Origin of the sequence: Pseudomonas sp. BNK-44-b, assembly GCF_047456245.1 — a bacterium.
GTDB lineage: Bacteria > Pseudomonadota > Gammaproteobacteria > Pseudomonadales > Pseudomonadaceae > Aquipseudomonas > Aquipseudomonas machongensis.
In genome coordinates, this window is sequence record NZ_CP179908.1 from 1512940 (window position 1) to 1533021 (window position 20082).

The window sequence follows — 20082 nt, forward strand, 5'->3', positions numbered from 1 at the left end:
CATCGCGGGGCAAGCCCGCTCCCACAGGGGGGGTGTGGGGCCTTGAAGGATGAGTGCTCATGGCATCTGTAGCGCAAGTGAAAATCCCCGCCACCTACATCCGTGGTGGCACCAGCAAGGGCGTGTTCTTCCGCCTGCAAGACCTTCCCGAGCGCGCCCAGGTGCCAGGCCCTGCGCGCGATGCCTTGCTGTTGCGAGTGATCGGCAGTCCCGACCCCTACGCCAAGCAGATCGACGGCATGGGCGGTGCGACCTCCAGCACCAGCAAGACCGTGATTCTTTCGCCAAGCAGCAAGGCCGATCACGATGTCGACTACCTGTTCGGCCAGGTCGCCATCGACAAGGCGTTCGTCGACTGGAGTGGCAACTGCGGCAACCTCTCGGCGGCCGTAGGTTCGTTCGCCATCGCCAGTGGCCTGGTGGACCCGGCACGCATCCCGCGCAACGGCATGGCGACCGTGCGCATCTGGCAGGCCAATATCGGCAAGACCATCATTGCTCATGTACCGATCACCGAGGGTGAGGTGCAGGAAACCGGCGACTTCGAGCTCGATGGCGTGACCTTCCCGGCGGCCGAAGTGCAACTGGAGTTCCTCGACCCTGCAGCCGATGAAGACGGCGAGGGCGGCGGGGCGATGTTCCCTACCGGCAACCTGGTTGACGACCTCGAGGTGCCAGGTGTCGGCACGTTCAAGGCGACCCTGATCAATGCGGGTATCCCGACCATCTTCGTCAATGCCGCCGACATCGGTTACACCGGAACCGAGCTTCAGGATGCGATCAATGGCGATGCCGCCGCGCTGGCGCGTTTCGAGACCATCCGCGCCCATGGCGCTGTGCGTATGGGCCTGATCGAACACATCGACCAGGCCGCCGGCCGCCAGCACACGCCGAAGGTCGCTTTCGTCGCGCCTGCTACGTCGTATACCGCTTCCAGCGGCAAGGCTGTGGCGGCGAGCGATATCGATCTGGTGGTGCGGGCGCTATCCATGGGCAAGTTGCATCACGCGATGATGGGGACGGCGGCGGTGGCCATTGGCACGGCGGCGGCGATTCCCGGCACTCTGGTGAACCTGGCGGCCGGTGGAGGAGAGCGTAGCGCGGTGCGTTTCGGTCACCCGTCCGGGACGTTGCGGGTGGGCGCCGAGGCGCGGAAGGCGGAGGGTGAGTGGACGGTGACCAAGGCCATCATGAGCCGCAGTGCGCGGGTCTTGATGGAAGGGTGGGTGAGGGTGCCTGGCGACGCCTTCTAGGCCTCCAGCCTGCGCCTCACCTGCGTGTAGGAGCAACTGTCTTGCTCAAAAATCTGAGGCCTGCCCAATCCCGGTGGGAGCGGCGGTTCGCCGCTGCGACTTGCCCCGCGATCACCGGCGTAGCCGGTGCCATGCATCGCGGTGTTCCTTTCGCGGGCAAGCCCGCTCCCACAGGGACCTGCGCTCCTACTGGGATCCGTCCGGAATTGAAAAAGCCCCGGTATTTCTACCGGGGCTTTTCATTTACAACCGACTGCTCAGCTTACGCCTGAACCACCGGGATCTTGGCGTTGGCCGCCGCTTCACGGAACTCGGCGATCTGATCGAAGCTCAGGTAGCGGTAGACGTCGGCAGCCATGCTGTCAATATCCTTGGCGTACTGCAGGTACTCTTCGACGGTCGGCAGCTTGCCGAGGATCGACGCGACTGCAGCCAGCTCCGCCGACGCCAGGTAGACGTTGGTGGCATCGCCCAGACGGTTCGGGAAGTTACGGGTCGAGGTGGAGACCACGGTCGAACCGGTCTGCACACGTGCCTGGTTACCCATGCACAGCGAGCAGCCTGGCATTTCCATGCGCGCGCCAGCCTTGCCGTAGATGCCGTAGTAGCCTTCCTCGGTCAGCTGGTGGGCGTCCATCTTGGTGGGCGGCGCCAGCCACAGACGGGTCGGGATACCGCCCTTGACCTTGTCCAGCAGCTTGCCGGCAGCGCGGAAGTGACCGATGTTGGTCATGCACGAACCGATGAACACTTCGTCGATCTTCTCGCCTTGTACCTGCGACAGCAGGCGGGCGTCGTCCGGGTCGTTCGGCGCACAGAGCACAGGCTCCTTGACGTCGGCCAGGTCGATTTCGATGATCTCGGCGTATTCAGCATCGGCGTCGGCCGACAGCAGCTCAGGGTTGGCCAGCCAGGCTTCCATCGCCTGTGCACGGCGCTCCATGGTGCGAGCGTCGCCGTAGCCTTCGCTGATCATCCAGCGCAGCAGGGTGATGTTCGACTGCAGGTACTCGGCGATGGCCTTTTCCGGCAGCTTGATGGTGCAACCGGCAGCCGAGCGCTCGGCGGAGGCGTCGGACAGCTCGAACGCCTGCTCGACGGTCAGCTCGTCCAGGCCTTCGATTTCCAGGATGCGGCCGGAGAAGGCGTTCTTCTTGCCTTTCTTCTCGACGGTCAGCAGGCCCTTCTGGATGGCGTAATAAGGGATGGCGTGGACCAGGTCACGCAGGGTGATGCCCGGTTGCAGCTTGCCCTTGAAGCGCACCAGCACCGACTCCGGCATGTCCAGCGGCATGACGCCGGTGGCAGCGGCGAAGGCGACCAGGCCGGAACCGGCCGGGAACGAGATGCCGATCGGGAAGCGGGTGTGCGAGTCGCCACCGGTGCCGACGGTGTCAGGCAGCAGCATGCGGTTCAGCCAGCTGTGGATGATGCCGTCGCCTGGACGCAGGGACACGCCGCCACGGGTGCGGATGAAATCCGGCAGGGTGTGGTGGGTGTTGACGTCGATCGGTTTCGGGTAGGCGGCGGTGTGGCAGAACGACTGCATGACCAGGTCGGCGGAGAAGCCCAGGCATGCCAGGTCCTTCAGCTCGTCACGGGTCATCGGGCCGGTGGTGTCCTGGGAGCCGACGGTGGTCATCTTCGGTTCGCAGTAGGCACCCGGGCGTACGCCTTGGCCTTCCGGCAGGCCGCAGGCGCGACCGACCATCTTCTGTGCCAGGGTGAAGCCCTTGCCGGTGTCGGCAGGCTGTTCTGGCTTCTTGAACAGGTCCGAAGCACCCAGGCCCAGTTCGGCACGGGCTTTTTCGGTCAGTCCACGGCCGACGATCAGCGGGATACGGCCGCCAGCGCGGACTTCGTCCAGCAGCACTTCGGTTTTCAGTTCGAAGGTGGTGACCAGCTCGCCGCTGTCGTGACGCTTGACTTCACCTTTGAACGGGTAGACGTCGATGACATCGCCCATGGCCAGGTTGGTGCAGTCGAATTCGATCGGCAGGGCGCCGGCGTCTTCCATGGTGTTGTAGAAGATCGGGGCGATCTTGGTGCCGAAGCAGAAACCACCGGCGCGCTTGTTCGGCACGTACGGGATGTCGTCGCCGAAGAACCACAGCACCGAGTTGGTGGCGGATTTACGCGAGGAGCCGGTACCGACCACGTCGCCGACGTAGGCAACCGGGAAGCCCTTGGCCTTGACTGCTTCGATCTGGGCCAGTGGGCCGACCGAACCTGGCTGCGAAGGCTCGATGCCGTCGCGGGCCATCTTCAGCATGGCCAGGGCGTGCAGTGGGATGTCAGGGCGCGACCAGGCGTCCGGGGCAGGGGACAGGTCATCGGTGTTGGTTTCGCCTGGCACCTTGAATACGGTCAGGGTGTACTTGTCGGCGATGGCTGGGCGCGAGGTGAACCACTCGCCGGCAGCCCAGGACTCCAGGACGGCCTTGGCGTGCACGTTGCCGGCCTTGGCTTTTTCGGCCACGTCGTGGAAGGCGTCGAACATCAGCAGGGTGTGCTTGAGCTGTTCGCCCGCGACGGCGCCCAGTTCGGCGTCGTCCAGCAGCGCGACCAGCGTCTCGATGTTGTAGCCACCCTGCATGGTGCCCAGCAGCTCGGTGGCGTGCTTGCGGTCGATCAGTGGCGACTTGGCTTCGCCCTTGGCGACAGCGGAGAGGAACGCGGCCTTGACGTAGGCAGCTTCGTCGACTCCTGGCGGAACGCGATTGGTGATCAGGTCTACGAGGAAGGCTTCTTCGCCGGCCGGCGGGTTTTTCAGCAGCTCGACCAGGCCTGCAGTTTGTTCGGCGTTCAGCGGCTGGGGCACGATACCCAGGGCGGCACGCTCTTCGATGTGTTTGCGGTAGGCTTCAAGCACAGTTATTACCCTCATCAGTGGTCCCTAAAGGGAGTCCGGGACGCTCATCCAGCATTCCCTGCACCCATGCGCGGATCACGGCTTTTTGAGCCGTCCAGCCAGGGTCGCAGAGAATCCTTACAGAAGCTGCTTTCAAAGTTTTACGCCTGTAGAACGGAGCGTTGATGAGGGGTTGGCGCGGGCCATGCGGGGAGCATGGCCTGGGCCAACACCGTTCTACCGGATGAACTGTGCTCGTGACGCTTTGAAAACAGCTTCCAACGGACATTGTTGCCTTGAAAAGGCGGGATGATTCTACGGCAAAAAAACACGGAAGGTAAGTTGCCGACGATGACTTTAACGAGTGACCCCGGTTAGACAAAGGGCTAACATGACGCCGTGTTCCACCGCCAAGCCGTTGTTTTTCCATGTCCAACCAGTCCATCAAGACCCCTTGCGTCGGCCTTTGCTCAACTGTCTACGGAGACACCGTCTGCCGTGGCTGCAAGCGCTTTCACCATGAAGTGATCAATTGGAACGGTTATGACGAGGAGCAGAAGCGTGCCGTCTGGCTGCGCCTGGAGCAGTTGCTGGTGCAGGTGATGATGGCCAAGCTTGAAGTGTTCGACAAAGACCGTTTGCGCGAGCAGCTCGAACAGCGCTCGATCCGCTTTCTTGCACACCAGTCCGAATACTGCTGGGCCTACCAGTTGATCGCCCGCGGTGCCCGCATGATCCGTGACCTGGAAGCCTACGGCATGGCCCTGCTGCCGGAGTTCCGCGAATGGGAGCTGCCGCAGTTGCGCGATGCCATCGACCGGGAGTTCTTCCTGCTTTCCGAGGCCCATTACCAGCGCTACATCGCGCCTGCTTTCCTGCAGCAGTCGCTGGGGTAAGGCTTCAGGCTGCTGCGCCGCGCTCGCACTATTTAGCGTTGACGCTCCCTCACTTCAAGGAGCGCCGTATGTCCAGTCTCGAGTTTCAACCCCTGCTGAGTTTCAACGCGCGTTGCCAATGGCAGCTTCATGATCGCCCTGTTACCGTCGGCCAATGGAAAGAGGACAGTGACATGTTCCGGCCGTTCTGGGTCGAGTTCGATGACTGGAATGGAGACGATGGCTGGTTGATCACCAGTTGGGACTACGGCGAGGAGATGATCCAGTCGTTTCTGCTCGAAGGCTTGTTCGGCAAGGACGCACACAAACGCTATGTGAGTGACTGCTTCTGGTTCGGTGTCTACCGCCATGCCGACGGCTATGTGTACGAGATCCGTCCCGCCTACGAAGGGCGCAACGCGCATGCCTGGCCCGAGCTCGACTACTGGCTCGACACCAGTCGCAACGGCTACCTGGGGTTCTATAGCGCCGACTCGCCAGCGGGCGTGAACGTGGACGAGCCGGCCAGGGTCCAGATCAACGACCCTATCGGGGCTTCGTTCGAGCTGCCTATTGACCCACCGATTCAGTTGACCACTCCGCTATACACCCTTACATCTGCACAGCGAACGCCCCTGTGGCATATTCCGGGCCTGAACCCCGCAGCATTGCGTGACAACGATGTGTTGCCGAACCTGACGCTCTACAGCCCGAAGGGACGCCAGGTCAGGCGTCAGGTGGAGAATATCGCCTACCTCAATGACCAGATCGGCAAGCGCGGCGGCTTTACGCTGATTGTCAGTCAGTCTGGCGTTCCGCCTCATCCCAACCCACAGCCCTGACGGCCGAGTGGTCAGTCGCCGGTGTATTCGCAACCACTGGTGCAGGTCTCGTGGATACGCACTTTCGATAGTTCCGGCAGTAGCGGCTTGACCTGTTCCCAGATCCACTTGGCGATCACTTCGCTGGTCGGGTTTTCCAGGCCGGGAATGTCGTTCAGGTAGTTGTGGTCGAGGCGATCGTAGATCGGTTTGAAGATCGCCTTGACCTCGGCGAAGTCGCGGATCCAGCCGGTGTGCGGGTCGAGCGGGCCAGTCAGGTGCAGGGCGACCTTGAACGAATGGCCGTGCAGGCGACCGCATTTGTGTCCTTCGGGGACGTGGGGCAGGCGGTGAGCGGACTCGAAGGTGAACTCTTTGAAAATTTCCACGCTGGCAGAACTCTGTGTGAATCAAGAATGCGCGCAGTCTACCAGCATGCTTGCTACAAGGCTTGCAACCGTTCATGCAGCCGCCCGGTGGCGACCAGTTCCAGCAGCTCGTCGCCCAGGCGCTGGCTTTCGGCGATGGCCTTGTACCAATAGCGCTTGCGAGTCGGCGCATCCCCCATGAAACGCTTGAAGTCGTTGCGGTCCGGCAGCTTGCCATAGGGCAGGGCGGCCAGGTACTGCGGCGATGGCGTCATCAGCAGCACATTGTGCAGGCGTGTGGCATCGCCGCGACGCCAGGGCAGGGCCTTGTCGAACCAGCCGGGCACGACCTTGTCGGTGAAGTGCGGATAGAGCACCAGGTCGTCGCCTCGATAGGGCAGGTCGAGGTGGTAGTCCAGCAGGCCGCCGTCACGGTAGGTGCCGTTGCCAGCGCCGGGAATATCGCGCACGCCCTCCATCACCATCGGGATCGAGCCCGACGCGAGCAGCGCCTGTCGCAGGTTGCCCAGGTCCAGGGGCAGGCAGCGCGAGGGAAAGTCGGTCAATGCGTCCAGTGGTGGTGCGCTACGGCCGTCATGCAGGATGATGCGTTCGAAGTGACGGGCCAGGCGCGAACGCCCGAGCAGGTTGCTGGCAATCACCGAGGACAGGCCCATGCCCAGCCGCGCGGGGTGATCATGGGCAAGCTGGCCATGGCTCTTCACCACCAGGATATTCAGGCGATAGTTCGGATTGGCCAGGATCTGGCCGTCACGGCCCTGTAGCAGATCGTCGAGCATGCGCTGGCAGCTCTGGCTGATCTGCGCGGGCGTCACCCCCTTGGCGAAATCCTGCTCGGTATACAGCTCGCCCAGGCGCCGCAGGCCGGCCACGGGGTCGTCCAGGCAGGCGCTGGCAAAGCGCCAGGAGCCGATCGAGGCGCCGATCAGCGAGCGCTGCCGCGGTGCCGACGGCAGCAACTGGCCGAACAATGCCAGGTCCAGGCCCTGTATACCCAGCGGCTTGGGGCCGCCGGCCGCCCCCGGCAGCACCCCAACATCGACAGCCCGCAGGCCGCGCTCGCGGATCTGCGCCAGGGCGCGTCGGCCGGCCTTGAAGGTCAGGGCGGGATACTTGATATGGATGGCGCTCATGGCTGTCTCTTGAAGGGCAAGGACGCATTATAGGCAAATGGGGTTCGACGGGCGCTCGGAGGCTGCGAACGGCGCTATCATGTCGCCAGCTGTTTTCAGGTTGAGTTAAGGACCGGTGGTTAATCTTAACCCCGTAGACAACATACGCACCTCGATGGAGAGACCCTATGAAAACGTTGACTGCCCTGTTCACCGCCGCTGCCCTGACCTTCGGTGCCACTGCCGCCTTCGCCAAGGACGTGCAGCCCGACGAAGTGGTCAAACTGGTCAATGCCAAGACCATCAAGTCTCTGGATGAGCTCAAGGCCGCCGCCGTGGCCAAGCATCCCGGCTCGACCGTGACCGATTCCGAGCTCGAAGATGAATACGGCCGCTATGTCTACAAGGTCGAACTGCGCGATGCGCAGAACGTCGAATGGGACGTGGCCCTGGACGCCAAGACTGGTGAAGTGCTGAAGGACGAACGAGACAACTGATGAACACCCTGCCGCGAGCGGTGCCCTGTCTGGCACTGGCATTATGGGTCGCCTGCTCGCCGGCGACCGCCCGCGACCTGGACCAGGACGAAGCCCTGGAACTGCGACAGCAGGGCATCATCCTCCCGCTTGAGCAATTGCTCGACGCAGCCCTGGGGCGCTACCCCGGGGCGCGTTTGCTGGAGGCCGAGCTGGAAGAGAAGCACGGCCGTTACGAGTACGAGGTCGAACTGCTGACCCCGGCCGGTGTGGTGCGTGAAATCAAGTACGACGCCCGTACCGGCGTTTTGATCAAGGACGAGGAAGACGACTGAATGCGCCTGTTGCTTGTCGAGGACAATGTGCCTCTGGCCGACGAATTGATCGCCAGCCTGCAACGCCAGGGCTATGCCGTGGACTGGCTGGCCGACGGTCGTGACGCGGTCTACCAGGGGCAGAGTGAGCCCTATGACCTGATCATCCTCGACCTCGGCCTGCCCGGTCTGCCGGGGTTGGAGGTACTGACGCAGTGGCGTGCCGCTGCGCTGGCCATCCCCGTGCTCATTCTCACCGCTCGCGGTTCCTGGGCCGAACGCATCGAAGGGCTGAAGGCCGGGGCCGACGACTACCTCACCAAACCCTTCCACCCCGAAGAACTGCAACTGCGCATCCAGGCCCTGCTGCGCCGTGCCCGTGGCCTGGCCAACCAGCCGCGCCTGGAGGCGGCGGGCCTGCACCTGGACGAAGGGCGTCAGTGCGTCGTGCGCGAGGGGGTGGATGTGCAACTGACCGCCGCCGAGTTTCGCCTGCTGCGCTATTTCATGCTGCACCCACAGCAGGTCCTGTCCAAGAGCCACTTGGCCGAGCATCTCTACGACGGGGAAACCGAGCGTGACTCCAACGTGCTCGAGGTGCACGTCAATCACCTGCGGCGCAAGCTGGGCCGCAGCGTGATCGAGACCCGTCGCGGCCAGGGCTATGTCTACGCCGGGAGCAGCAACGGGTGAAGTCGATCCAGGCACGCCTGAGCCTCGGCCTGGTGGCCGTGCTGGTGGTGGTCGGCGTGGCGGTGGCGCAGGTGACCCTGTGGTTGTTCGAGGCCGGGTTGCAGCGCTATCTCGAAGCCGGGCTGCGCAAGGAGAGCGAGAACCTGCTGGTGGCACTGGTCCGTGGCCCCAACGGCCTGCAACTGGACGAGCGGCGTATCTCGGCGGCCTATCAAAGGCCGTTTTCAGGGTATTACTTTCGCATCGATTTCGAGCAGGGCACCTGGCGCTCTCGTTCGCTATGGGACCTGGACATGCCCAAGCTCGCGCGCCCGGGGCTGGAGGATGGCCATGAGCTAGGCCCGGAAGGCCAGCAACTGTTGGCCTATCGCGGAGATTACCGGCGCCTGGGTCAGGATATTTCGATCAGCGTCGCTCAGGATTATTCACCCGTACGCGAGGGGTTCAGGCGCTTGCAGCAGATCGGCCTGGGCATGGGTGTGCTGGCGCTGCTGTTGATCCTGGTCCTGCAGCGCATCACTGTGACCCGCTCGTTGCGTCCGCTTGAGCGCGCCCGTCAGCAGATCGCCCAATTGCAACAGGGGCAGCGCTCCCAACTCGATGCCCAGGTGCCCAGCGAACTGCAACCGCTGGTGGACCAGGTCAACCACCTGCTGGCGCACACCGAAGACAGTCTGCGTCGCTCACGCAACGCGCTGGGTAACCTCGGCCATGCCCTGAAGACCCCTCTGGCGGTGCTGCTGAGCCTGGCGTCGAGCGAGCGCCTGCGCGATCTGCCTGAAGTGCAGGCGCAACTGCGCGAACAACTGGAGCAGATTCAGCAGCGCCTGGCCCGTGAACTGAACCGCGCACGCCTGGCGGGCGATGCCTTGCCAGGCGCGCAGTTCGACTGCGATGCGGAGCTGCCTGGCCTGCTCTCCACGCTGGGCATGATCCATGGCGAGGGGCTGCTGCTGGCGCGTGATGTACCACCGGGGTTGTTGCTGCCCTGGGACCGCGAGGACCTGCTGGAGCTGCTGGGCAACCTGCTGGACAACGCCTGCAAATGGGCTGACAGCGAGGTACGCCTGGGTATCGAGGCAACTGCCGAGGGTTACCGGCTCTGGGTCGACGACGACGGGCCTGGAATTCCCGGTGAGGCACGGGAGCAGGTGCTGGAGCGCGGTTCGCGGCTCGACGAGCAGGTGGACGGGCATGGCCTGGGGCTGGGCATCGTGCGGGACATCGTCGAGGCCTGGGAAGGGCGGATCACCTTGCTCGAGAGCCCGCTGGGAGGGCTGCGCGTCAGCATCGAGTTGCCACGCAAGGGGCGCTGACACGCCTCTAGTCCCTTGAGTGATCGATCAAGGGCCGATCCAGCAAAAAAATTGCAGTCCAGGCGCAGTTTTTTGAATTGGCCCCAAAACGGTGCGTTCGGCACAATCCCCGCCAAGAAACCCTCCGGTTTCCATCTCTCCACGGACGGAGTCCATTGTCATTGCCTTGGTAATGCAGGGCCCAGACCCTCTCGGCTGGGCTTTCTTTTTACTGTTCCAATACGATTGCGCTTGATTCGATGCCTGCCTCGCGTTCTGAAAACCGTCTGCTGCGCCTGTTACCGGCGCCTTTGAATATTCCTCCGCGGGAGTGGCTGCGTGCCGCTGTCGGCGCGCTGCTGGGTCTGTTCCTCGCCGGATGGCTGTGCAGCATGGCGTACGGCCCCTCCGTCGCCTTGCACCTGCTTGGCCCGTTGGCCGCCTCGGCGGTACTGGTGTTCGCCGTGCATTCCGGCCCGCTGGCGCAGCCCTGGCCGGTGCTCGGCAGCTATGCCCTGGCCGGGATCCTCGGATTGGCGATGCGCCAGGGCCTGGGCAGCGAGCTCTGGGTGGCCGCAGCGGCCCTGGGTGGCTCGCTGCTGCTGATGTGCGGGTTGCGTTGCCTGCACCCTCCGGGCGGCGGTGTGGCGGCCAGCGTGGTGCTGGCTGACCCAGGGCTGGTGGCGATGGGCGACCATTTGCTCGAGCCAGTGCTGCTCAACGCATTGATTCTGGTGGCCGTGGCGGTGCTCTACAACCGCCTGACCGGGGTGCGTTATCCCAAGGGCGCCGTACCGCGCAAAGACCCGCATCACACCCATGACCCACTGCCCGGTGCACGCGTCGGCATCAGCGCAGAAGACCTGGATCTGGCGCTGGAGGAGCTGGGGGAGTTTGTCGATGTCACCCGCGATGAACTCGAACGTATCATCCTGGCCACCGAGCAGCACGCCCTGCAGCGCAGCCTGGGCGGGATCACGGCGGCCGCGGTGATGTCCCGCGACGTACAGTTCGCCTCGCCGGACACGACCCTGGAACAGGCCTGGAAGATGCTCGCCGGCCATCACCTGAAGACGCTTCCGGTGCTGGAGCACGGGCGTTTGGTCGGTATCGTCAGCCTCAGCGACCTGGTTGGCCCGGCGATGGCCCGGGGGCGCTTCAGTTGGCGAGGCCTGTTCCGTCGCCCGTCGACACGCATGGCGCAGGTCATGAGCCGCCAAGTGGTCAGCGTGGGTAGCGAGTATCCCTTGGAGCGCCTCCTGCCGCTGCTCAGCGAGCACGGATTGCACTGCTTGCCGGTGCTGGACGACGGGCGACTGGTTGGAGTGATCACCCAGACCGACCTTATCGCCGGCCTGAAACGTCATTTGCTCAACGCTGCAACGCAGCGCTCAGACCAGCGGGTCCCAGCGTTGTGACCAGTCGCTGGCGCCGTCGGCCACCTGACGGCGCAGCAGCGCGAGCGCCTGTTGCAGCGCCTCGCTGTCACGTTCACGGGCATAGACCAGGAACGTCGGGTAGGTGAACTCCGGCGCCTGTGGCACGCGCTCCAGCACGCCGCTATCCAGATAGGCCTGCACCACACGGGTACGGAAATAGCCGCTGCCGCCCTGGTCGAGGATGAACTGCAGCGCCAGGGGGCCGAGGTTGAAGCTCAGCGCCGGCCGCGCGCAGTGGGGCAGGGCCGCATCGTGCTGGCGTCGGAAGGCTTCGCCCCAGTCGACATAGATGTAAGGCTCGGGCAGGTCGACGCGGCGGATGCGGATCAGCTTTTCTTCCATCAACTGTTCGACTTGCAACCCCGGGACATAGGTCGGTTGATAGACCAGCGCCGCATCCAGCAAGCCCATTTCCACTTTGCGCAGCAACGCTTCGCCGTCGCTCACTTCGCTGCGGATCGCATGATCGGGCAGGGCCCCATGCAGTGCGCTGACCCAATCGAGCATCAGCGGATTGCCCAGGCTCACCTCGCCCCCCAGGTGCAGGACCTTCTGGCAGCCCTGTGGCAGCGGCAGGTCACGGCGTGCCGCTTCCCAGGTGTGTACCAGTTGGTTGGCGTAGGTGACGAAGGCCTCGCCGTCGCCGGTCAAGCTGGCGCCGTTGCGGCTGCGCACGAACAGTTGACAGCCGAGTTGTTGCTCCAGGCGCTGCACTCGGGCCGAAATGGCAGTCTGTGAGACGAACAGGCGCTCGGCTGCGGCCACCAGGCTGCCGCAGCGCACGATTTCCAGAAAGGTACGGGCCTGATCGATGTCCATTGGGTGCTCGGCTGTGGGTCAGTGCGTCATTCTAGGGGCTTTGCACCGGATTGGGGCAGGTAAATGATCCAAGGCCCCGTGCTCTCAATGGCTGCGCAGCGCCTCGATTACCTTGGCGAACGCTGGGCGTCGCAGCACATCCGCTTGCTGGCAGTGCGCGGCCAGGGCGCGTAGCCGGGTGTCGTCTTCTTCGCAGCAGTCCAGCAGTTCGTCGATGAGAATACCGAAGGCGCGCACCTCCAGGCGCTCGATGGCCTCGCCAGCCGCGCCTGCAGCCGGCGAGTGGAACGATGCCGCGCCGAAGTCCCCGAGCAGGCAGTCACCGGCTGCTGCGCAGAGGATATTGTGGGCATACAGGTCGCCATGGTTCAGGCCCCGTGCATGCAGGTGCGCGGCCACCGAAGCGACACCCGCCAGCAGGTGCTGCACAGCGTCCAGGCTGAAGTGGCGCTCTGCGGGGTAGCGATCGCGGGTGCAACTGTCCAGGCTCGGTGGGCCTGCAAGGTTGAACCAGCTCGGATCGATCAGTTGCATCACCAGCGCAGGGCGACGCTGGGGATGGTTGTCGATGCGCCCGAGCAGCCGCACCAGTTGCGGGTGGTCGCCCGCTGCCAGGCAGGCGCTCATCTCTGCCAGGGGCGAGCCATCGCTGGTGATCTCGCCCTTGTACAGCTTGACCGCTACCGGTGCCTGCTGTGCGCGCCAATGCGCCAGGTGAATCACACCCGAGGCACCACGGCCGAGCTCTTCGCCCAGTGTGAGATCCGCCCAGTCGATAGGCTGGGCGGCGGTCTCTACCGTGGGCGCCCGCAGCGCCTGGGGCAGCGGGTTGTCGGCATAGGCCAGCCATGCCAGGCGCGGCATGTGCAGCAGCCAGTCGGGCAGGGCCGTCAGGCGATTGCTGGCGACGCGCAGCAGTTCCAGGCGTTCGCAACGGGCGAGGCTCTCGGGCAGGTCGGTCAGGCGGTTGCCTGCGAGCATCAGCTTCTGCAGGTGGGTGCACTCGCCAATCTGTTGCGGCAGGGTTTCGAGCAGGTTGTCGGTCAGTACCAGCGAGCGCAGGCTGGCTGGCAGCGCCTGCGCATCGACCTGGCTGATGCGGTTGCTCTTGAAGCCCACGGTTTCCAGGCGCGTGCAGCGGCCGATGCCGTGGGGCAGGTGGGTGAAGCGGTTTTCCGAGCAGAACAGCACTTTCAGCCGGGTCAGTCGGTGCAGGTCGTCGGGCAATGCGCAGAGGGCGTTGCCGGTCAGGTTCAGCACCTCAAGTGTGTCTGCGAGCGTGAAGATCTCTGGCGGGAAACAGGTCAGGCCTTCGCACAGGTCAAGGCGGGTGATGCCTTGGAGTCGGCCGGCTTTGAGGTCTTCGAGGCTGTGCATGGTGCGTGCCTATGGCTTGGAAAGGGCGCCATTCTAGAGCTGCGCCAGGCCATTGCAAATCTGCACAAGGGTTGAGACTTAAGTCCGATGGCAGGGGCGCAATGCCGGTCCATACTCAAGGCTCGCCCTTCAATAACAACAAGTACCGGGTTGCGAACCAATGACCTATCAGCACAGCTACGCGCATTCCATCACCGATCCCGCCAGCTTCTGGCAAGCCCAGGCCGAGCAGCTCGCCTGGCACCGCAAACCCACCCTCACCCTGCAGGACAACCCGGACGGCACTCACCGCTGGTTTGCTGACGGGCGCCTGAACAGCAGTTACCTGGCCCTGGACCATCAGATCGAGCAAGGCCGCGGTGAGCAGTTGGCGCTGATCTACGACTCGCCTGTGACGGGCGCTGCGCTGACCTTCACCTACCTTCAACTGCGCGACGAGGTCGCGCGCCTTGCCGGTCTGCTGCGCGCGCTTGGCGTGGGCAAGGGTGATGGCGTGATCATCTACATGCCCATGGTGCCGCAGGCAGCCATGGCCATGCTGGCCTGCGCGCGGATCGGCGCGGTGCACTCGGTGGTGTTCGGCGGTTTTGCCGCCAACGAATTGGCCCTGCGTATCGACGATGCGCGTCCGACCCTGCTGCTCACCGCGTCCTGTGGCCTGGAGTTCGACAGGGTGATCGAATACAAGCCGTTGGTCGATCGCGCCCTGCAACTGGCCCGGCACCAGCCTGGGCATGTGCTGGTGCTGCAACGTCCCCAGGCCCGCGCGCAGCTGCAGCCTGGGCGCGACCTGGACTGGCAGGCGGCGGTGGCCGATGCCGAGCCGGTGGCGCCGGTCGAGCTCGACGCAGGCGACCCGCTGTACATCATGTACACCTCCGGCACCACCGGAAAACCCAAGGGCATCGTGCGTGAGAATGGCGGCAATGCGGTCGCGCTGTGCTACGCCATGCGTCACGTCTACGGTATGCAGGCGGGCGATGTGTGGTGGGGGATTTCCGACGTGGGCTGGGTGGTCGGCCATTCGCTGATCGTCTACGGGCCGCTGATGAGCGGCTGCACCACGGTGTTCTACGAAGGCAAGCCGATTCGCACCCCGGATGCCTCGGCGTACTGGCGGGTGGTCGAGCAGTATAAGGTCAATGCACTGTTCTGCGCACCGACCGCCATGCGTGCGATCCGCAAGGAAGATCCGGACGGCGAACTGATCCGCCGTCATGACCTGGGTTCGCTGCGTCAGTTGTTCCTTGCCGGCGAGAAACTCGACTCCAGCACGCACCAGTGGCTGGAGCGGGTCAGTGGCAAACCTGTGCACGATCATTGGTGGCAGACCGAGACCGGCTGGCCGGTTACCGCGCCGTGCGTGGGGCTCGAGGGCAGCGCTGCGCGCCCGGGATCGAGCAATCGCGCGGTGCCGGGCTATCACGTCCAGGTGCTGGACGATGAGGGGCGCCCCTTGGGACCGAACCAGCAGGGCGCCATCGTGATCGCCTTGCCGTTGCCGCCAGGTTGCAGCCAGACGCTCTGGGGCGACCACCCACGCTACCTGCAAGCCTACCTGCACAGCTATCCGGGCTATTACCACACCGGTGACGGCGGATACCTGGACGATGATGGCTTCGTCTACATCATGGGGCGCACCGATGATGTGATCAACGTCTCCGGGCATCGGCTGTCCACCGGCGAGATGGAGGACCTGGTGGCGCAGCATCCCGCGGTGGCCGAGTGCGCGGTGATCGGCGTGCACGACGAGATCAAGGGCCAGGTACCGCTGGCGCTGGTGGTGCTCAAGGACGGGCAGGGCATTGCCGAACAACAGTTGCAGGCCGAACTGGTGGCCAAGGTGCGCGAGCAGATCGGGGCGCTGGCTTGTTTCAATCGAGTGCGTCTGGTCAAGCGCCTGCCCAAGACACGCTCGGGCAAGATCCTGCGTGCGGTGCTGCGCAAGATTGCCGATGGCGTGGACTACGTGGCGCCGTCCACGCTGGATGACCCGGCGGTACTGCCTGAGATAGAGGGTGTGCTGGCGGACCTGCCGCGGGCGGGATAAGGCCGCGGTGTCACCGGCAGGCGCGGCCCATCAGGCCGCAGGCCCCATCTGCTGAAGTTGCCCCAGCCGGCTGCGGGTGCGCATCAGGTCGTTGATCGCCCCGCCCAGGCTTTGCTCCAGGCTGCGCTTGCCCAGCACCAGCAGCGATTTGTCCTGGTCGTACAGCACATCGATCAGGTTGACGAAGCGCTGCTGCGCCGCCAGTGAACAGGTTGACAGATCATCCAGGCCATCGATGATCCAGTGGTCGAAACGTTCGGCCAGGGCCAGGTAGTCGATGACCGCGGTGGGCTGTTCGCACAAGTCGTCGAAGGCGAACATCACCTGTCGTTCATGGCTGTGCAGCGCGCGCAGCGGACGGCGATTCACCTCCAGCGTGAGTGCCTGTGCGGCGGGCACGGCAAGGATCTGGCGCTGCGTGGCATCGGCTGGCCAGACATAGTGGCCCTGGGTGAAGCGCTGTTGCTCGCGGTTGGCCGGCAGGCTGCGAAAGTCGGTGTCGCCGCCAACCTCCAGCACCTGCATGCGGCTGTTGATCAGGCGTATCACCGGCAGGAAGCGCTCGTGATACAGCGGGTTGGGCAGCAGCCCTTCCGGGGCGTAGTTGGACGTTACCAGCAAGAACACACCCCGCTCGAACAGTGCACCGAACAAGCGGGTGAGCAGCATTGCATCGCCAATGTCGTGGACGTGGAATTCGTCGAAGCACAGCACCTGGCAATCGCCGAGCAACGCATCCAAGGTGGCCCCCAGCGCATCGTCCAGGGCGCGGTGGCGGTGCATGCCTTCGTGCAGGCGGGCGAAGAAATCATGAAAGTGCAGGCGGCGTTTCGCTGTGGTCGGCACGGTCTGGAAGAACCCGTCGAGCAGCCAGCTCTTGCCTCGGCCGACCGAGCCATGCAGGTACAGGCTGCGTGCCTGGCCCTGTTCGAGGGCGGCCAGTTGCGTGGCCATGGCCTCGATCACCCGGTGTTGGCCTTCGCTCAGGGTATAGCCGCATTCGCGGGCCTTGCCCTGGAAGTGCGTCAGCAGCGTAGTGTCGATTGGGGGGCAGGTACGCAGGCGCTGGCCGAGGTGGCGCAGGGGGTTTTGAATCCAGGCGGACAAGGCGACGGCTCCGAATGACGAGGGCAGACGCAGCTTGCGCGAGCCTGCGTCGTTTGACCAGTCGAGAATGTGCGCCACAGTGATCGCATGGCGCGATAGGTCGCCGATCAGGCCTTGCGCTCCAGCTGCCGTTCGATCATGAACTTGACGGCCAGGCGCTTTTCCTTGAGGTGGCGCAGGTCTTCGTCCACAAAGTTGCCCGCTGAAATCGACTCGGCAGCCAGCACCTGGTTGTCGAGGTCCACGTAGTCGTCCAGCAGGCGATCCAGTGTCTTGTCCTGCTGACGTCGCTGTTGAACGATTTCGCGTGGGTAGTGCAGGTCCTGATACAGGTCGTGTGAAACTGGCATGGCGCCCTCCTTGTGATGCGCAAGCGGTGGTTACTTGCTTGGAATGGGTAAAGGCGCATGCGTTGAAGCGAGGCGGAAAAAAACCGACAGACGGTTGCCTGTGCCAACCCTTTCAAGGACGAGTGGCGCCCAAGGCAACGGGTGTGGTTGGATCACCTTAGAGTAGAAGACACTAACTTGCTGTTTTCCGGCAATTTTTTTCAACTCGGGGGTTCCCAGCCGTAAAGAATGTTGGTAAAGTGCGGCCCATTCCAGCACAGCAACACACGTAGCTGTCAGCGAATTCGATACAGGGGCGTCGCCAAGCGGTAAGGCAGCAGGTTTTGATCCTGCCATGCGTTGGTTCGAATCCAGCCGCCCCTGCCATTATTTCCAAGCATTCTCAAGCGTCCAGCCTGCAAGTCAGCCTGGCGATTTTTTGTGTCTGCTCGTCAGGTGGCGCGCGCATGGCGCGCCATCCTGGCTTATTCCGCTCCCCCCAGCAAATCGTTCAGTGCCCGGGTCAGGTCTTCGGCTTGCACGGGCTTCTGCATGACCAGGCTGCCGGGCAACTCCAGCCCTTCCAGTTCGGCGTAGCCAGTGAGAAACACCACGGGCAGGCGAGGGTAGCGCTCGCGTGCAGCATGGGCCAACTGGGCGCCGTTGAACTCGGGCATGGCGAAGTCGGTGAGCAGCAGATCGATGCGTTCGTCGAGCAAGGCCAAGGCCTGCTCGCCACTGTGGGCCTGGCGTACCTGGTAGCCATGCAGGCGCAGCACGTCACCGATCATGTCGCGGACCAGGTGATCGTCATCCACCAGCAGCACCACTCGGTCGTGACCGTTGAGCGATGTACCTTGCGGCACTGCGAGCGTCTGCGGCTCCTCAAGATCGACGTGCTTGACCGCCGGCAGGTAGACACTGACCTTCGTACCGAGCCCGGGCGCTGTGTCGATGTGTACGCCGCCCCCTGACTGCTTGGCGAAGCCGAACACCTGAGCCAGGCCCAGGCCCGAGCCCTTGCCGATATCCTTGGTGGTGAAGAACGGTTCGAAGACCCTGGCCACCACCTCTTCGCTCATGCCGCAACCGGTGTCGCGGATCGACAGCATCACGTACTCGCCAGGCTCGGGGTCTTCCGGGCGCTGGGCGAGGGCCTCGATGCGTATGTTGCGGGTCGAGAGGGTCAACTGGCCGCCGGTTGGCATGGCGTCGCGGGCGTTGATCGCCAGGTTGAGGATGATCATCTCGGTCTGGGTCGGGTCGGTCAGGGCCTGCCACAGGCTGCTGTCCAGATCCAGGCGCACCGAGATATTGCCGCCCAGGGTGCGCCGCAGCAGTTCCTCGAGGCCGGCCAGGGTGTGGTTGAGGTGCAGCGGCACGGGTTCCAGGCGCTGGCGGCGCGAGAAGGCCAGTAACTGCGAGGTAAGCTTGGCCCCGCGCTCGCCGGCTTCGCGCACATGCTTCAGGCGACTGCGCGCCTTGGCCAGGTCGCCTTTGTCGAGGTCGCGCTCGACGAAGCTGGTGCCGGTGAGGATCACGGTCAACAGGTTATTGAAGTCATGGGCCACGCCCGCAGTGAGTTGGCCCACCGCTTCCAGGCGTTGCATCTGCTGCAGGGCCGCTTCGATGCGTTCGCGCTCGATGATCTGGTCACGCAGTCGGCGGTTGGCCTCGGCCAACCCCAGCGCCGATTCGCGCTCGCTGCTGATGTCACGGGCGACCACGTACAACAGCGTGTCTTCCGGCACCACCACCCAGGACAGCCAGCGCTGCTGCCCGCCGGCATGCTGGATACGGCCGATGAAACGGGCGCTGGTGCGGCCATGGGCGAGGGCGGCCAGCTCTTCGAGAAAGGCCTCCTGCTCGGCTTCGGGCAACAGGTGCAGCAGCGACGTCTGGCTCAGGCGTTCGCGGCTGATGCCCAGTACCGCCTCCCATGCCGGGTTCAGTGCCACTGGCGTCAGGTCCTTGTTCAGCACCGCGAGCAGGTCCTGCGACAGCTCCCAGGCACGGTCGCGCTCGCGGGTGCGGCGCTCGACCCGTTCGCCGAGCATTTCATTGAGCTGCTTGAGCGCCTGGGTGGCCAGGCGTTGCTGGTGGATGTCCTGCAGCACACCGGAAAAACGCACGCAGCGGCCATCGACAAACTGTGCCTGCCCGGTGGACAGCAGCCAGTGCGGTTCCAGGTTGCCGGGAGCGGCGATGCGGAATTCGGCGCGGTAGTGGCCGTCGCTGTCTGGCTGCATCGCCAGTTCCACGGCTTGGCTGACATGGGGCCGATCTTCGGGGTGAATGCCGGCGTAGAACACCTCCAGACTCATCTCCGCGTCGGCTGGCAGACCGAACAGGGCCTTGCAACGGTTGTCCCACAGCAGCAGGTCTTCCTGCGGGCGGTAGTCCCAGGTGCCCATGCCGGCGGCGTCGATGGCAATGCGCGCACGTGCCTCGACATCGGCCAGCGCTTCCTCGGCACGGCGCCGCCGCTGGCGCTCCTGCACCTCGGTCAGGGCTCGGCGCACGGCCTTGGGCAGCAGCGGCAGGTTTTTCTTCAGTACATAGTCGGTGGCGCCCAGGCGGATCATCTCCACCGCGTGCTCTTCACCGTAGATGCCGGACAGGAAGATGAAGGGCACGTCCGGTGCCAGGCGCTGGGCGATGGCCAGCACATCGGTGCCGGAGGAACCGGGCAGGACGCAGTCGCAGAGAATCAGGTCGTAGCTGCCCTCAAGCAGCGCGTGCTCCACCCCGGCATGGTCGAACACCAGGTGCGACTGGACCTGAAAACCACTGCGCTCCAGGCGCAACAGGCTCAGCTCGGCATCCATCGAACTGTCTTCGACCATCAGCAGTTTCAGCGAAGTGGCTTGCATCGTCGGCGC

17 protein-coding genes and 1 tRNA gene are annotated in these 20082 nt (G+C 64.2%); 10 read left to right on the plus strand and 8 right to left on the minus strand.

Annotation, left to right across the window (positions count from 1 at the left end; translation table 11 throughout):
• Window positions 1–59 precede the first annotated feature (59 nt).
• Window positions 60–1253 (plus strand): 2-methylaconitate cis-trans isomerase PrpF, encoded by a 1194-nt coding sequence (prpF, locus tag ACMGGG_RS07150; RefSeq protein WP_054895455.1) that lies wholly within the window; start codon window positions 60–62, stop codon window positions 1251–1253.
• A 262-nt stretch (window positions 1254–1515) separates the two neighbouring features.
• Here the strand turns inward: prpF and acnB are convergent, their stop codons facing one another.
• Window positions 1516–4125 carry a bifunctional aconitate hydratase 2/2-methylisocitrate dehydratase gene (gene acnB / locus ACMGGG_RS07155; protein ID WP_063544151.1) on the minus strand — a complete coding sequence of 870 codons (2610 nt, stop codon included), beginning with the start codon at window positions 4123–4125 and terminating at the stop codon, window positions 1516–1518.
• Between the two features lie 407 nt (window positions 4126–4532).
• Between acnB and ACMGGG_RS07160 the strand changes: the two genes are divergently transcribed.
• The gene (locus tag ACMGGG_RS07160; RefSeq protein ID WP_372821147.1) at window positions 4533–5000 is read left to right on the plus strand and encodes a DUF1289 domain-containing protein; all 468 of its coding nucleotides are present in this window, start codon (window positions 4533–4535) and stop codon (window positions 4998–5000) included.
• Between the two features lie 68 nt (window positions 5001–5068).
• Complete coding sequence (locus ACMGGG_RS07165; RefSeq protein WP_414155119.1) at window positions 5069–5821, plus strand: hypothetical protein; 753 nt, start codon at window positions 5069–5071, stop codon at window positions 5819–5821.
• An 11-nt stretch (window positions 5822–5832) separates the two neighbouring features.
• Here ACMGGG_RS07165 and queD read toward each other — a convergent pair whose 3' ends face one another.
• On the minus strand, window positions 5833–6189 hold the full coding sequence (queD, locus tag ACMGGG_RS07170; protein WP_028634508.1) for a 6-carboxytetrahydropterin synthase QueD: 357 nt from the start codon (window positions 6187–6189) through the stop codon (window positions 5833–5835).
• A 53-nt stretch (window positions 6190–6242) separates the two neighbouring features.
• The gene (locus ACMGGG_RS07175; protein WP_063544157.1) at window positions 6243–7322 is read right to left on the minus strand and encodes a patatin-like phospholipase family protein; all 1080 of its coding nucleotides are present in this window, start codon (window positions 7320–7322) and stop codon (window positions 6243–6245) included.
• Window positions 7323–7489: 167 nt separating this feature from the next.
• On the opposite strand from ACMGGG_RS07175, the gene ACMGGG_RS07180 reads away from it, so the two are divergent.
• From ACMGGG_RS07180 to ACMGGG_RS07200, 5 genes are all read left to right on the plus strand, one after another.
• Window positions 7490–7798 carry a PepSY domain-containing protein gene (locus tag ACMGGG_RS07180; RefSeq protein WP_054894716.1) on the plus strand — a complete coding sequence of 103 codons (309 nt, stop codon included), beginning with the start codon at window positions 7490–7492 and terminating at the stop codon, window positions 7796–7798.
• Window positions 7798–8112: a PepSY domain-containing protein gene (locus tag ACMGGG_RS07185; RefSeq protein ID WP_054894717.1), complete on the plus strand. Its 315-nt coding sequence runs from the start codon at window positions 7798–7800 to the stop codon at window positions 8110–8112. Before ACMGGG_RS07180 ends, ACMGGG_RS07185 begins: the two co-directional genes overlap by 1 nt.
• Window positions 8113–8784 carry a response regulator transcription factor gene (locus ACMGGG_RS07190; protein ID WP_054894718.1) on the plus strand — a complete coding sequence of 224 codons (672 nt, stop codon included), beginning with the start codon at window positions 8113–8115 and terminating at the stop codon, window positions 8782–8784.
• Entirely contained in the window at window positions 8781–10100 is a 1320-nt protein-coding gene (locus ACMGGG_RS07195) for a sensor histidine kinase (RefSeq protein ID WP_054894719.1), read from the plus strand. The genes ACMGGG_RS07190 and ACMGGG_RS07195 overlap by 4 nt, the downstream gene beginning before the upstream one ends.
• Window positions 10101–10339: 239 nt before the next feature.
• Window positions 10340–11497, plus strand: a complete 1158-nt coding sequence (locus ACMGGG_RS07200) for an HPP family protein (RefSeq protein WP_414155120.1) — start codon at window positions 10340–10342, stop codon at window positions 11495–11497.
• Here ACMGGG_RS07200 and ACMGGG_RS07205 read toward each other — a convergent pair.
• Both ACMGGG_RS07205 and ACMGGG_RS07210 read right to left on the minus strand, forming a co-directional pair.
• On the minus strand, window positions 11471–12337 hold the full coding sequence (locus ACMGGG_RS07205) for a LysR family transcriptional regulator (RefSeq protein ID WP_054894721.1): 867 nt from the start codon (window positions 12335–12337) through the stop codon (window positions 11471–11473). The genes ACMGGG_RS07200 and ACMGGG_RS07205 overlap by 27 nt on opposite strands.
• 84 nt (window positions 12338–12421) lie before the next feature.
• Window positions 12422–13714, minus strand: a complete 1293-nt coding sequence (locus tag ACMGGG_RS07210; RefSeq protein ID WP_414155121.1) for a protein kinase — start codon at window positions 13712–13714, stop codon at window positions 12422–12424.
• Window positions 13715–13874: 160 nt separating this feature from the next.
• Here ACMGGG_RS07210 and ACMGGG_RS07215 point away from each other — a divergent pair, with 160 nt between their 5' ends.
• Entirely contained in the window at window positions 13875–15764 is a 1890-nt protein-coding gene (locus ACMGGG_RS07215) for a propionyl-CoA synthetase (protein WP_063544165.1), read from the plus strand.
• Between the two features lie 30 nt (window positions 15765–15794).
• Here the strand turns inward: ACMGGG_RS07215 and zapE are convergent, their stop codons facing one another.
• Window positions 15795–16871 (minus strand): cell division protein ZapE, encoded by a 1077-nt coding sequence (gene zapE / locus ACMGGG_RS07220; protein WP_414155122.1) that lies wholly within the window; start codon window positions 16869–16871, stop codon window positions 15795–15797.
• A gap of 107 nt (window positions 16872–16978) precedes the next feature.
• Window positions 16979–17221 (minus strand): hypothetical protein, encoded by a 243-nt coding sequence (locus ACMGGG_RS07225; protein WP_063544167.1) that lies wholly within the window; start codon window positions 17219–17221, stop codon window positions 16979–16981.
• A gap of 291 nt (window positions 17222–17512) precedes the next feature.
• Here ACMGGG_RS07225 and ACMGGG_RS07230 point away from each other — a divergent pair.
• A tRNA-Gln gene (locus ACMGGG_RS07230) sits at window positions 17513–17587 on the plus strand.
• Window positions 17588–17685: 98 nt separating this feature from the next.
• Here ACMGGG_RS07230 and ACMGGG_RS07235 read toward each other — a convergent pair.
• Window positions 17686–20073 carry a response regulator gene (locus tag ACMGGG_RS07235; protein WP_112897907.1) on the minus strand — a complete coding sequence of 796 codons (2388 nt, stop codon included), beginning with the start codon at window positions 20071–20073 and terminating at the stop codon, window positions 17686–17688.
• Between the last annotated feature and the right edge of the window lie 9 nt (window positions 20074–20082).